Source organism: Lentimicrobium sp. S6, from assembly GCF_013166635.1.
Taxonomy (GTDB): domain Bacteria; phylum Bacteroidota; class Bacteroidia; order Bacteroidales; family UBA12170; genus UBA12170.
This window is the reverse complement of the sequence record NZ_JABKBZ010000039.1, coordinates 1-14106: the sequence shown is the minus strand read 5'-3', so window position 1 is coordinate 14106 and position 14106 is coordinate 1. Positions and strand designations below refer to the sequence as shown.

Here is a 14106-nt window from a genome sequence, read left to right as displayed (position 1 = left end):
GAATCAGGCTTTAATATTTTTAGTACTCGTCTTCGTTAAAGAAAAAATCCTCTTTCGTGGGATAATCAGGCCATATGTCCTCGATTCTCTCATAAATTTCACCTTCGTCCTCCAATTCGCTTAAGTTTTCAATTACTTCATCGGGTGCGCCAGATCTGATGCTAAAGTCAATAAGCTCCTCCTTTGAGGCTGGCCAAGGAGCGTCTTCAAGTTTTGAAGCTAATTCTAATGTCCAATACATACCTTATGTGGTTTTATATTTTTTGCAAAAATAATTTTTTTTCCATTCCATACAAGCCTTTTTTAAAATACTTGTTGATAAGTTGAACATTATTTTGAAAAACAATAATAATTGTAAGCCATTCGGAATGCATTTTCAGTAAATATAATAATAAAGTTTCATGTATTGGAGGATAGTTTAATGGCTGAAATCCCTATAAATACTGAGTTATTTACTGAATGATTTCATTCTTCACAGTTTGTAGTTAGTTTTCCAAGTGTATAGTAGAAAAATCTAATATTTTTCATTTATTTTTGAAGGTTATATTCAAACATAAACACAAATTAAATAATTAAAATTGATCTTATTAATAAAACAAAAGATGAAAAAATTAATGTATTTGGGAATGGGAGCATTAATCATGTTCAGTTCCTGTCAAAATGGTGAGCATAATAAAATGACTATGGAGAAACCCCTTGCACGTAAAGACGCCAAAGAGTTAGTAACACATGGCGATAAACGAGTAGATGATTATTTTTGGATGCGTTTATCTGATGAACAAAAGAATGCAGAAACTCCAGATGGTCAAACCCAAGAAGTTTTAGATTATTTAAATGCAGAAAATGCATACACCGAGCAGGTAATGGAACATACAGCTCCACTACAACAAAAGTTATATGATGAAATAATTGCACGAATTCAGCAAACGGATCAAAGTGTTCCGGTTCGTAAGAATGGATACTGGTATTATTCAAGATATGAGGAAGGTATGGATTATGCATTCAATTGTCGTAAGAAAGATACTGACGGAGCTACAGAAGAAGTGATGCTAAACCAGAATGTGATGTCTGAAGGACTTAGCTATTTTGCTGTTGGTGGTCAAGCAGTAAGTCCAGACAATAAACTTTTGGTGTATGGCGTAGATACGGTCTCTCGTCGTCAGTATACTCTTTTTGTCAAGAACTTAGCTACAGGTGAGTTATTAAAAGATGTATTGGAGAATACCACCGGTGGAGCTACCTGGGCGAATGACAACAAAACTATCTTTTACACAACTAAAGATCCTGTTACCTTACGTTCCAATAAAATCTTTAAGCATGTTCTTGGAACAGATCAATCAAAAGATAAATTGGTGTATGAAGAGTCTGACGAAACCTATAATACTTTTGTATACAAAACCAAATCGGATAAGTATTTAATGATTGGTTCCAGCCAGACTTTATCTACTGAGTTCCGTTTCCTCGATGCCAATACTCCAAATGGGGAATGGAAAGTGATACAACCTAGAGAAGAGGACATGATTTATAGCGTTTCTCATTTTGGTAAGGATTTTTATATCACCACTAACTGGGATGCAAAAAACTTCCGTTTAATGAAAACTCCAGTGAATAAAACCACCAAGGATAACTGGACAGAAGTGATTGCGCATAGAGATAATGTTTTGTTAGAAGGAATTGAAATATTTAAAAAATTCTTAGTGGTTTCTGAAATGAAAGAAGGTTTAAGTGAAATCAGAGTCATTAACTGGAGAACTAATGACGAATATTATATGGAGTTTAATGATCCTGCCTATATGGCTTATGTTTCAGCAAATCCTGAATTTGATACTGAGATTTTAAGATATGGCTACACTTCTTTAACTACACCAAATAGTACTTTTGACTATAATATGGTGACTAAGGAACAAGAATTACTCAAACAACAAGAGATTATGGATCCTAATTTCTCCCCAGAAAATTATGCTTCGGAGAGAGTAATGGTAGAAGTTAGAGATGGTGTTAAGGTTCCGGTTTCTATGGTTTATAGGAAAGGAATGGAGCGTACGGGAAAGAATCCTCTATTGCTTTATGCTTATGGTTCTTATGGTAGTAGTACCGATCCTTATTTTAGTTCTGTTAGACTCAGCTTACTCGATCGTGGCTTTATATATGCCATTGCTCATGTAAGAGGAGGTCAAGAAATGGGAAGGCATTGGTATGAGGATGGAAAACTCCTAAAGAAGATGAATACTTTCAATGATTTTATCGACTGTGGGAAATATTTAGTGGACGAGAAATATACTTCTAGCGATCATCTTTATGCTTATGGTGGTTCTGCCGGCGGTTTATTAATGGGTGGAATTATCAATATGGATCCAGAATTATGGAATGGTGTAGTTGCTGCTGTACCTTTTGTTGATGTGGTTTCTACCATGTTGGATGAGAGTATTCCACTAACAACTGGTGAGTTCGACGAGTGGGGAAATCCTAAAAACGAAGAATACTACCATTATATGAAGTCTTATTCTCCTTATGATAATATCGAAAGAAAAGCTTATCCTAACCTTTTAATCACCACAGGGTACTGGGATAGCCAAGTTCAGTATTGGGAACCAGCTAAATGGATTGCTAAACTAAGAGCCTATAAAACCGATGATAATCTGTTAATGATGGATTGCAATATGGATGTAGGACATGGAGGTGCCTCTGGACGTTTCAAGAGATATAAAGAAATTGCATTGATGTATGCTTTCTTCCTCGATTTAGAAGATATTAAAGAATAGTGACACCGATGATGAAATGAACTTAGCGTTAAAATTAACCTTAATAAAAATGGATCATTTCCTATCGGCATTAACCATTGTAATAATGAAATGCTTAAGAGTTAATTTCATTATACAATTAGTATGATTCTAAAAAAAAAAGCGAAAATCATGTGATTTTCGCTTTTGTTGTTGTTCTGAAATCATTAGCGGCCTAATTATTATTAAAGATTCCTCGCTACGCATCTGAATGACAGGTGTTTTGGTAACTCATAAGGAAGAAGGGTTTTGCTTTTTTTAATGCTAAAAGCAAAGCCCTTCTTCCTTCCTGTCAAATTCTAACACCCTGTCATTCTGAACCTAATGAAATGAAGTGAAGAATCTTTTTTAATATGGAACTTCTTTTGGACAGTATTGCTCTGAAATTACTATTGCTTCTTAGAATCTTCCAATAAAAAGTCATACTTATAACCATGACCAAAGTCTTTGTTAAGGATTAGTTTTCCTTTAAAAGTCACCACATCGCCTATTTTAAAGTCAATAGCATCGCTTGTAGTTACCGTTAAATCAAACACCCCATTATACTCTGTTCCATCTTGAATATGAACCCAATTGGTATTCATGATTTCTTCGTTAATTTTCACCACTTGACCTTTAACTATAATTTCTTGGTCTTTTAATTTTGATTTCTTTTCAAAAACTTCGGCTAATGTATATCCATTTGCAGCTTTTTCAACTTTTATTTTTGTATGAACATCTTGATCATTTTTATGTTCTCCACCGATAGTTTTTTCCTTTTGTTCTGGTTTAGTTGCATAAAAATCATTGATAAAAAAGATTGATGAAAATACTTTACCTAAGCTTTTACTTTCGAAGTTTTTCATTTCCATGGCATCTTTATAATAGTAGGTATCGCCAATTTTTACCTCACGAGCACTTACAGCTGCCATAAAAGTTTTACCATTTTCTTCTAATTTTACATAAGTATAGGATCCACTAGTTGTAGCTTCTAGTACTTTAGCCTCATGCATAGTACTATTTATTTTTGCCAAAGCATCTTCATAGGAAGCATCACTTTGGGTATTCGTGGTATTGGTTTTTTCGGCATTATTGCAAGCCATTAATCCCAGACCTAAAGCAATAATAATGATTAGATTTTTCATATTTTAATTTCGATTTTAATTATTTCAACATTAATGATAAAGCAACAACTCCAGGTCCTGCATTTAATGCAAGGGCAGGAGTGGCGTCGCTAATAAAAGCAGGTTTAATACCTGTTAGTTTTTCGACTTCTTTTGCATAATGATTAGCTGTAGATTCATTATTGGCATGTGAAATGGCAAATCCCCAAATTTCGTGATCTGAAATGAGCTTTCTCATCTCATTCATCACTAATTTAATGCTACCCTTTTCACTAAGTGGTTTGCCAAATATATCAGCAGATCCTTCATTATTAACCTTTACAAGAGGTTTTAGGCTGAGCAGTTTACCAATAGCACCTTTAACAGGACTCACTCTTCCACTTTTCACCATATATTTCATGGTTTTACTGCTAACTAATGTGTGGGTTTTTATAGCCCACTCGTCCATTTTATTAACGATTTGGTCTTTTGTCATACCCGATTCAGCTGCCATAGCAGCACGTAACACGATTAAGCCTTGCCCACATGCAGCATTCTTTGAATTAACTATCGATATGTCTTTATTTTGCTGTTGAGCAATACTTGTTCCCGCTTTATTAGAATTACTCCAAACTCCGCTTAGTTTAGCGCTGATATGTATCCCAATGATAGAATCATAATGAGTAGCCAAATAATCATATTTATTTAAAAAATCATGATAACTAGGTTGTGCTGAATTGGGATAAATAGGAGAGGAGTCCATTTTCTTATATAATTCTTTGGGCTTTAAAGTCAGACCATCTAGGAAAAACTGCTCTCCAAAATGTATTTTAAGTGGAACTACTTGAATCTGGTATTTATCAATGAGTTCTTTAGGTAAATCGCAAGCACTATCAGTAATGAAACCAATAGGCAGTTTACGATTATTTACTATTTCCTTTTGCATCACCATATCATCAACTTTTTGAAAGGTAATGTTTCCATATGGTTCTATATGTGAAAACACATGTGCTGGATCGTCGGTATGTATGTGTAGACGTAATTTTCTAGGTGACCCCGCAATAACTAATGAATCCCCATAGCTTGATAATTTGTTTTTAAAAATATTTTTCAAATTATCATTGGCTTTATCCATAACTACTAAACATTCAGTGCAGTATCTGTAGTTTACTTCTTCATGAGAAATATGCTCACTTACATCTTGTATTTTAACTACGTTTCTGGCTTGAAGTATAGAACGAATTTCTCCGTGTAGGAAAAAGTCGGTCATACCTTCTAAGAAATGAACAAATGCTTTTCCACCAGCATCTACCACTTTTGCTTTTGCTAAAACCTCAAGCTTTTTCGGAGTTTCCTCTAAGCTTTTTTTTGCACTGCTTAATGATGCGGCTATCAATTCATTAAAATCTTGGAATTTGTCTTTTAGCTTATCCACGGATTCTGCCCATTCACGCATCACAGTAATCATGGTACCTTCTACAGGATTACTAATAGCTTCATAGCTATATATAACAGCAGATTTTAAGGCTTTTGAAAAATCCTCAACAGAGATATTATCTTTGTCTTTGTCTAAAATATCAGAAAAACCATAAATAAATTGCGCGAAGATAATTCCTGAGTTTCCTCTAGCTCCTACCAATGCAGCATCAGCAATGGCATCAGCAGTTATTTTTAAATTTGAGGTTGGAATATAGGTGTCTATAATGGAACGCATGGTACTAGCTAAATTTGTGCCAGTGTCTCCATCCTGAACAGGGAAAACATTTATCTTATTTATAGCCTTTTGATGTTCGAATATTCTCTGAGCTCCAGCTAAGAAACTGTAATAGAATCTTTTGCCATTTAGCACATTGGTATTAATACCTTCGTATTTCAATGTTCCTCCTTTGTTAATGAACACAAAGATATCAATTTAATATTGAGAGCTTAAATTTTAAGACTTTTTTAAAGGTAATAAAACTCTGTTAATGTATTAACAATCAGTAGGGAGTGTGCTGATAATAATAGTTTTAGAGGTTTGAGAGCTGATTTTGAATCGGTTATCAATTCGGTGACCAATAATCCAAACAATTTTATTTTTAGAGCATAAAACCCAGGTATTCTGTTTCTCAAAAAGACTCATTTTGTGGTCTATAAAAAAATCAGAAACAAGTTTTTTTTGTCCTTTCATTCCCAGTGGATAAAAATAATCACCTTGTTTCCATTTACGAATTTTCAATGGGAATTCTATTAAATCTGCATCCAGTTTGGCTATATTCTTATCAGCAATGATATCGGTATTTTCTGAGGATTCTATTTTTAATTTTATGGGTGTTTCTATTGGCGAGGAAGTTGATTTAATATCATACTCCTGCACATCATCAGAAATTGTTTCCTTGAGGAGAAGGTATTTTCGGTCTCTTAGTAATTGATAGCTGGACGAGTAGAATAAGGCTCCAACTTGACTGAACTCGTTTTCTTGCAGTACTTGTTTGCATTGGCTATAATTAAAACCAAATTCTTTTAAAAACTCGTATAAAATTGTTGTTGCTTGAGCATGGCTCCTCAAGGTTTCTAAAGGGATACTCCAGCCTTCTTTAGTTTTGAGCAGTAATTCTTTCTTGAGCTCCTCTATTTTTTGTAGATATATTTGTTCAGTTTCATAAAATCGACCCATATTTTCAATGATAGTCTGTTTAACACCTCCATTAATTTCTTGTAGAAGAGGTAAAACTTGATGCCTTATTTTGTTTCTTAGATATTTAGTTTTCGCATTGGAACTATCTTCTCGCCAACTTAAATTATTTACTTCTGCATGCTGAGTAATATCTTCTCTGCTGGCAAATAATAGGGGATGAATTAATGTGCCTTGCTTAGGTAAAATTCCATGCAGCCCAGATATTCCTGTACCTCGAATTTGATTGATAAAATAGGTTTCAATGGCATCGTCAGAATGATGAGCGGTTGCATAATATTCGAATTCGTTTTCTTTGCAAAGCTTTTTAAACCAATTCACTCTTTGTGCTCTAGCCGACATTTGAATGGAAATCCCCGATTCTTCAGCATAAGCTTTAGTAGGAATTTTGGTTCTAAACAATGGGACTTGATACTTTTTGGCCAATTGGATTACAAATTTTTCGTCTTCGTTAGATTCTTCAGCTCTCAATCCGAAATTGCAATGAGCAATCGCAAAATCAATTTTTGCAAGATGGTATAAATCACATAAAACTACAGAATCTCTACCTCCTGATACACCAATTAAAATGGGAGAGGAGGAGGTGAGTTGATGGTGCTGACTAAAATTTAAAAAGGATTTTAACATGATGCAAATTTAAGAATCTTTACATTCTGGCATAAAAAGCATCTTCAATATGAGTAATATCTTTTTTGTTTTCGTTATATAGCACTGAAATAATGTCGAATCGGGCTTCTTCTTGAATGTTAAAACGGACAATATATTCATTGGCCGCCTTAACTAAAAAGCCTTGTTTAGTCTTGTTAACGAAGGTATATGGCTCTCCAAAATAGTTAGTTTTTCGGGTTTTTACTTCTATAAAAACAATGAAATCATCTTTTCGGGCAATGATGTCTATTTCTTTGTGAATGAATCTCCAATTGGTTTCTAAGATTTTGTATCCTTTTTTTACCAAATATTCGAGAGCTAACTTTTCTCCAAAATTTCCTAAGTCATTGTGATCTGCCATTTTTATTTTCCTGCTGGGCCTATATATTTAGCGTCACCAAAACCTAAAATGGGGTAGAAGATAATTCCAAAGAATATTAGTCCTATAGTAAATAACACATCTTTACCGAAACTTTTTGAAAGAAGGTTTGTCATCCAAATGATTAGGATAATATTGAAAAATGGTACAAAAATGATGAGTAATAACCACCATCCAGGTTTACCGACAATTTTTAAAAGAATATAAAGGTTGTAAAATGGAATAAGTGCTGCCCAACCCTTTTGACCAGCTTTTTCGTATATTTTCCACTGGGCTACAATATATACAACAGCAATAAATAGAGAGATGGATAACCAAGTTGAAACGGTAAGCCCTAAAAATAATTCTTGAAATTCGCTCATAGTGATATTTTTTAATTTGATAACTCTTAGATGAACAATATGCGACTAAGTTACAAAAAACTTATTTTCAATTCATTATTATATGCTTGTAAATCAATCTTTCGTCCTAAATAAAGTGCCATATTGGGTTCTATATGTCCACTAGGGAAATCAAAAATAACTGGATAATCATATTCTTTCACCGTCTCCCAAATAATTTCTTTTGCAGATTGTCCATAGGGGATGGTATTGTCATTCATATCATTCATTCCACCAACGATTAGGGCTTTTAGATGATGAAGTTTACCAGTGCGTTTGAGGTTCATCATCATTCTATCCATGTGGTATAGATATTCATCCAAGTCTTCAATAAATAGTATTTTTCCATCCGTATTTATATCACTTATACTACCTAATAAGCTGTATAGTATGGATAAATTGCCACCAATTAGTGGAGCTGTTACATTTCCTTCTCGTAAAACTTGACAATTCTTTAATTGATAGGCCTCTAATTCGCCAAATAAAGCTTGTTTCAAACTTAGTATAGACTCATTTTCCACTAGATTTGTTGGGAAATTAATGGGCATAGTGCCGTGAATGGTTTCAATTTCTAAAACTTGATGAATATGCGAATGAAAAACAGTGATATCAGAATACCCTATTAGCCATTTGGGGTGAACTTTAAATTTAGAGAAATCTAATTGGTCAATAATCCTTACACTTCCATATCCTCCTCTGGTCGATAGTATTCCTTTCACATTAATATCGTCAAGAAACTCTTGCATATCGGAAGTCCTTTCAGCATCTTTCCCTCCAAATTGATGGTGAGATGAGAAAATGTGGCGTCCAAAAACGGGTTCTAAACCCCATCTTTGCAATAACTTTACCGCTGATTTTACTTCTTGTGATGATATTTTTCTTGCTGGTGAAACCAAACCAATTCTATCACCTGATTTTAAGTAGGGAGGTCTTTTCATGATATCGATTTTGATTTAACAAATTTAATAAGATTTATGGCTTTTTATTGATGCGATTACATATTTATCTGTTTAAATTTGCAGAATATTTATTTAGAAAATTATGGCACTGATCAAAAAAGTAAAAGGGATAGAACCCATTATAGGCAAAAATGTATTTTTAGCTGACAATGCAACCCTAGTTGGTGATGTTGAAATCGGCGACGATTGTAGTATATGGTTTAATGCAGTGGTGAGAGGCGATGTTCATTCTATTAGAATTGGTAAGAATGTAAATATTCAGGATGGTGCTGTTATCCATTGTACTTATCAAAAAGCAGGAGTTATTATTGGTGATAATGTTTCCATTGCTCATAATGCCATTATCCATGGTTGTACCATAGAAGCCAATGTGTTAGTTGGAATGGGTGCTATTTTAATGGACGATGTTTATGTGGAGAGCAATAGCCTTATTGCTGCAGGTGCATTAGTTTCAAAAGGAACTAGAGTGAAATCAGGGGAGGTCTGGGCTGGAGTACCCGCCAAGAAAATTAAGGATATTGATGAATCATTATTGGAAGGTGAAGTGAATAGAATCTCTTCATCCTATAATATGTATGCCAGTTGGTATGGTGAAGAGGAGAACAAATAATTCGGATCTCTTCATCATCATATTATTTACTACTTTTGAATCTTAAACAATACTTATGGAACGAATTGCGGTATTCCCCGGCTCTTTTGACCCAATTACGAAAGGTCATGAGTCTGTTATTAAAAGGGCAGCTTTATTATTTGATAAAATTATTGTAGCCATAGGAGTTAATTCTCAGAAAAATACTTTTTTTGATATGGATGTTCGTGTTAAAATGATAGAAGCTACTTTTGAGGATTTCGATAATATAAGTGTAAGCCATTATTCTGGCTTAACTGTTGATTATTGCAAATCTGTTAATGCAAATTATTTATTGAGAGGACTAAGAACAGCTGCAGATTTTGAATTTGAAAGAAGCATTGGTCAAATCAATAAACAAATGGATACTTCAATTGAAACCATATTTATGCTCACTCAGCCAGAGCATACTCCTTTAAACTCTTCCATTATTAGGGATATTTTGAAACATGGTGGGAATGCACAGCAATTTGTACCTAAAAAAGCTTGGAATATTATTTTAGAAAATATTTAGTCCAATTCACCGTTTTCATAATATGAAAAACTCCTTTTTTTTTCGTTTTAGTTTGTTGTTTGCAATATTGATTGTTTCAATAGCTAATAATATGGCATTACCTGTCATTATTAATGGTAAGTCTGCAGCAGCTGATGCATTTGTATTTAGGGTTTACCATGAAGCAGATCCCATAAGTGGCTTAGAGGTTTTATTAGATCAACAAAGGCCCGATGAAAATGGTGTCTTTATGTTGGGTTTTGAAGCAACCGAAATACAGAAAGTATCTATAAGAGTTGGACTCCAAAGCGTTTCGTTTTATGTAATTCCTGGTAAATCCTATAAACTTGATTTCAATGAAATCACTTTGGAGGATCAGAGTATTTTCCTTCCTGAAAAGCCCCTGCATGTTGTTTTTGAGGAAGAAGATATACTCAATCTAGTGATTGATGGTTTTGAATATGAATACCAAAACTTTCTGCAGAATAACTTTGTATATCTAATTAAACTGAGAGAGAAAAGTTTGTATTATAGTTTTGAAAACAAAATAGCTAGTATTCTTGAGGAGACTATTATAGAGGACTCTGCTACAGCCAATTATTTCAATACTTATATAGATTATAGAATGGCTGAGTTAAGATGGACAGCAAGGGTAGAGGGACGAGAAAAAATCGCTAATGATTGGCTGACAGAACAGCCCATTAAATTTTCTAATACCGCTTATTCTATGTTTTTCTTAAAATATTTTGATAAATATATGAATGATTATGATAAAGGAATTCATTTTAGTGAATATAAAAACCTTTTAAACGAAGGCTTACCTATTTTTGAATTGAAAGATAAAATGGGAAAAGACCCTATACTTGTCAAAGAAAAACTGAGAGAGCTGGTTCTCCTCTATTCTATTAAGCAATTATTCTATAATAGTGGAATGAAGAAAGTACAATTGAATGAAATAATCAATCAATTAGCAATGGATAGCAAGTATGTAGAGAATCGAAAGATTTCTGCTAACCTTCTGAAAAGTTTAAACACGTTTGTTTCGGGAGGGGAAGTGCCTCCATTTTCTTTATCTAATCTAGTCGATCAGCAAAAATCAATAAAAGATTTTAAAGGAAAAAGAACTTATCTTATGTTTGTCTCACCAAACTGTGAAACTTGCGAGGCAGATATAAGAGTTTTAAAATCGTTGATTAAAGAAAACAGTAACTTGCAAGTACTAACTGTGTTTACTGGTCTGGAAAAAGAGGAATCTGTAAAATGGGCAAAAGCCCAAAATGCAAATTGGGATTTCTTATGGTTTAATGATGATTTTGCCCTGCTCAATGAATATAGAGTAAAAATTTTCCCTCAATATATCCTCCTCGATGAGCAAACCCATTTATTAGATTACTTCCCACCTAACCCTCGAGAAAATCTGAGATCTTATTTGCAAAGTCTTGACAAACTAAAAGAGGAACAGGAGCAAGAAGCTAGTGATTTCTTTCGAAAAAACTAAAGTGAACTTTTCCATATTTTCTGAGTTCTACAAAGTGCTCATGTTTCTCAAAACTATGCTTATCGGAATGTTCCAATATGAATAGTCCACCTTCTGATAAATGTGTTCCATTAAATATTAACCCAGGTAAGGTTTCAATATGGTCTAACTCAAATGGAGGATCAGCAAAAATTAAAGAAAATGACCTTTTGTTAATACTTAGGAATTTGAATACATCAGTTTTTAAAGGCTGTAGATTCTCCATAGACAAATCATTCTTTACCGAAGTAATAAACTTGAAATGTATTAGATTATTCTCAACACATGTTACGTGTTCGGCTTCTCTAGAAATAAATTCAAAGGAGATACTACCTGTTCCTGCAAATAGGTCTAAAACCTTTTGCTCGTCAAAATAAAGGCGATTGTTTAAGATGTTAAAAAGGCCCTCTTTTGCAATATCAGTTGTAGGTCTGAGCAATAGGTTTTTTGGAGTTTTAAGGCGTCTCCTTCCAAATTTCCCTGCAATTATTCGCATATATTCGATTGTAAGAGTAAGTAATATTGGTGAATAGGTAATTGATCAAAATCCTGACTTAGCATTGCAGGTAATTGCATTCCCATGAAATGTACATTTCTAATATATTGCCAAGCAATATTAAATAGGGCTGAAGAACGGCTGATTTCTCCCATGAAATAGAGAGGATCCTCTTCCGGATTCATTGCTAGCTGTTCAAAAGCTAATAAAATAAAATAGATGAAATCTTCTTTAGTACTATAAGTAAAAGAGTTTGAGAAGATAAGTTCACTATCATAGGCTATAATATGAATATCTCTATCTGAAATATTAACATAAAGCCTTTTACCAATAACCTTGTTTTGATGTAGAATTCTAATATCATTGATTAACACATCTATTATGTGTAAGGTTTGAGCTTTTGAAAAATAGTCTGATATTGTATGTTTTATAAAGGAGGGGATGGCATATGAGATGATACTATCAACACCTGAAATTTTTTTGCTAAGAGTAGTATGAGAATATCCAATGCTTTGATTAAAATCAATTTCTTTATCTTTTTTTGCATCATCTGCATATATTGGAGCCTGTAGATGATATTCTTTATGGTCAAGGATTACCTTTACTGAGGGAAAGACCATAAATTCAAAATTCTCTTTTTCTAGAGTATCCAATAAGGATTGGTTGAGCATCTGCCATTTTTGCTCAGAACTACCATCTTTATTCCAATGAATTCCATATTCCTGAATTTTCAAAATCTTCTTGGTCTCTGCAGAAAATATGGCAAAAGAAAATCCATTCAGCCGAAGCTGAATGGATAGTCTGTAATTTTTATGATTTTCAACTGAATAAGTTGAATCGAAATATTCTGCCCTTGCTTTTAAAGAATCTTGCCTTGGCATAAATATTACTTCCAGTTACCTTCAGTAGAAGCTTCTGTTAGACTTCCAACTTTTAAACCTGGGTATTTACTCATTTCAGTTAATTTCTTATTCAAGTTTATAATTAACTGTTTGTCCAATCCCTTTAAGATAACGTCATATGAAACCTGACATTCGAAAACATTTACAGGCGACCCTCCTCTAGTAATAGCTCCAGAAGCGAGTTCAAATTTTTCGTTTGCAAAGTATTTTTGCGGAATGGGTACATATTTAAGATGATCTGCATTAAATAGCTCTCTATGACTAAATAATGAATCAACAATAGGAATATACCCTAGAGTATCACGTATAATTAAAGTATTTGTGGTATCATTAGGGTCTGCTATTTCTTTAATAATTGGAAATTCGCTATCCTTAATAAAGGAGATTAGAGTATCCCAGTCAGCCATGTAAGTCCCATTAATGGTTTTGTATGCCAATTGTGCTGCTCTAATGTCTTCTAATTTTTGAATGACTAGTTCTTCTCTTAGGTCTTTTTCTTTATTGAATCTTACGGGTTCCATAATACTTTCAACTACAAAGTAACCTAATACTATAATTGTAACAAGTAGAACAAGTTTAAGTATGATTTTCATCTTTCTATCTTTTTATTATTATCTCAAATTAAATACTTCAACTAAGGGCAAAAATAAGATTTTTGATTAGAAGAAAGCATATATTTTAAAAATATTTCTTCGTTTTTTCATTTATCTAATAATCAACAATATCTAGCAAATATCATTCCATATTTTATTGAAATATGAAGAGACTCATTATTATAGTATACTTAATCTTGACATATTCTTAACAATTGCCTAATCATTTGTTTATAAACAAAATGCTCGAATACTTTTATGATTAATTATAACTAAAAGGGAATTGGGCTAAGATATTAAAATAGTTTTTCTTGTTTAAAATAATATAAGGAGAGGAGGGATTATAAAAGTTAAATCAAAAGTAAGATATGGAAAACATCTTACTTTTAGCGAGCAAAGATAGTGCTTTGAGCTTATTCTAGTTGTGAAAAAGAATAAAAAAATAGGGGTATAAAAAAAGCAAGTTCAAAAAAATTGAACTTGCTATTATAAAGGAGTGGCGACGACTTACTCTCCCACCATTGGCAGTACCATCAGCGCTAGCGGTCTTAACTTCTCTGTTCGGAAAGGGAAGAG

The 14106-nt window shown here is 33.3% G+C and carries 14 protein-coding genes and 1 rRNA gene; 4 read left to right on the top strand and 11 right to left on the bottom strand.

Annotation, left to right across the window (positions count from 1 at the left end):
- Positions 1-19: 19 nt before the first annotated feature.
- Entirely contained in the window at positions 20-241 is a 222-nt protein-coding gene (locus HNS40_RS13325) for a DUF2795 domain-containing protein (RefSeq protein ID WP_172281612.1), read from the bottom strand.
- A gap of 361 nt (positions 242-602) precedes the next feature.
- On the opposite strand from HNS40_RS13325, the gene HNS40_RS13320 reads away from it, so the two are divergent.
- The gene (locus tag HNS40_RS13320) at positions 603-2762 is read left to right on the top strand and encodes a S9 family peptidase (RefSeq protein WP_172281610.1); all 2160 of its coding nucleotides are present in this window, start codon (positions 603-605) and stop codon (positions 2760-2762) included.
- Positions 2763-3169: 407 nt separating this feature from the next.
- On the opposite strand, the gene HNS40_RS13315 is transcribed toward HNS40_RS13320, so the two are convergent.
- The 6 genes from HNS40_RS13315 to HNS40_RS13290 all read right to left on the bottom strand — a co-directional run bounded on the left by HNS40_RS13315 (position 3170) and on the right by HNS40_RS13290 (position 8881).
- Positions 3170-3904 carry a DNA-binding protein gene (locus HNS40_RS13315; protein ID WP_172281608.1) on the bottom strand — a complete coding sequence of 245 codons (735 nt, stop codon included), beginning with the start codon at positions 3902-3904 and terminating at the stop codon, positions 3170-3172.
- Between the two features lie 19 nt (positions 3905-3923).
- Positions 3924-5762 carry a DegV family protein gene (locus HNS40_RS13310; RefSeq protein ID WP_172281606.1) on the bottom strand — a complete coding sequence of 613 codons (1839 nt, stop codon included), beginning with the start codon at positions 5760-5762 and terminating at the stop codon, positions 3924-3926.
- A 72-nt stretch (positions 5763-5834) separates the two neighbouring features.
- Complete coding sequence (gene tilS / locus HNS40_RS13305) at positions 5835-7163, bottom strand: tRNA lysidine(34) synthetase TilS (protein ID WP_172281604.1); 1329 nt, start codon at positions 7161-7163, stop codon at positions 5835-5837.
- A 19-nt stretch (positions 7164-7182) separates the two neighbouring features.
- Positions 7183-7545, bottom strand: coding sequence for a YraN family protein (locus tag HNS40_RS13300; RefSeq protein WP_172281601.1), 363 nt, complete (start codon positions 7543-7545; stop codon positions 7183-7185).
- 2 nt (positions 7546-7547) lie between these two features.
- Positions 7548-7925, bottom strand: a complete 378-nt coding sequence (locus HNS40_RS13295; protein ID WP_172281599.1) for a DUF5684 domain-containing protein — start codon at positions 7923-7925, stop codon at positions 7548-7550.
- A gap of 50 nt (positions 7926-7975) precedes the next feature.
- On the bottom strand, positions 7976-8881 hold the full coding sequence (locus tag HNS40_RS13290) for an LD-carboxypeptidase (RefSeq protein ID WP_172281597.1): 906 nt from the start codon (positions 8879-8881) through the stop codon (positions 7976-7978).
- 103 nt (positions 8882-8984) lie between these two features.
- On the opposite strand from HNS40_RS13290, the gene HNS40_RS13285 reads away from it, so the two are divergent.
- The 3 genes from HNS40_RS13285 (at position 8985) to HNS40_RS13275 (ending at position 11521) form a co-directional block, all read left to right on the top strand.
- Positions 8985-9512 (top strand): gamma carbonic anhydrase family protein, encoded by a 528-nt coding sequence (locus HNS40_RS13285; RefSeq protein ID WP_172281595.1) that lies wholly within the window; start codon positions 8985-8987, stop codon positions 9510-9512.
- A gap of 55 nt (positions 9513-9567) precedes the next feature.
- A complete protein-coding gene (coaD, locus tag HNS40_RS13280; protein ID WP_172281593.1) occupies positions 9568-10044 on the top strand; it encodes a pantetheine-phosphate adenylyltransferase in 477 nt (158 codons plus the stop codon).
- 91 nt (positions 10045-10135) lie between these two features.
- On the top strand, positions 10136-11521 hold the full coding sequence (locus tag HNS40_RS13275; RefSeq protein WP_172281591.1) for a redoxin domain-containing protein: 1386 nt from the start codon (positions 10136-10138) through the stop codon (positions 11519-11521).
- Here the strand turns inward: HNS40_RS13275 and rsmD are convergent.
- The 4 genes from rsmD to rrf form a co-directional block, all read right to left on the bottom strand.
- Positions 11496-12035 carry a 16S rRNA (guanine(966)-N(2))-methyltransferase RsmD gene (gene rsmD / locus HNS40_RS13270; protein WP_172281590.1) on the bottom strand — a complete coding sequence of 180 codons (540 nt, stop codon included), beginning with the start codon at positions 12033-12035 and terminating at the stop codon, positions 11496-11498. The two genes, HNS40_RS13275 and rsmD, sit on opposite strands and share 26 nt — an antisense overlap.
- Positions 12026-12916, bottom strand: a complete 891-nt coding sequence (locus tag HNS40_RS13265; RefSeq protein ID WP_172281589.1) for a DUF3822 family protein — start codon at positions 12914-12916, stop codon at positions 12026-12028. Before HNS40_RS13265 ends, rsmD begins: the two co-directional genes overlap by 10 nt.
- Positions 12917-12921: 5 nt before the next feature.
- Positions 12922-13530 carry a hypothetical protein gene (locus tag HNS40_RS13260; RefSeq protein ID WP_172281588.1) on the bottom strand — a complete coding sequence of 203 codons (609 nt, stop codon included), beginning with the start codon at positions 13528-13530 and terminating at the stop codon, positions 12922-12924.
- A gap of 494 nt (positions 13531-14024) precedes the next feature.
- A 5S ribosomal RNA gene (gene rrf / locus HNS40_RS13255) occupies positions 14025-14106 on the bottom strand; the annotation flags it as partial.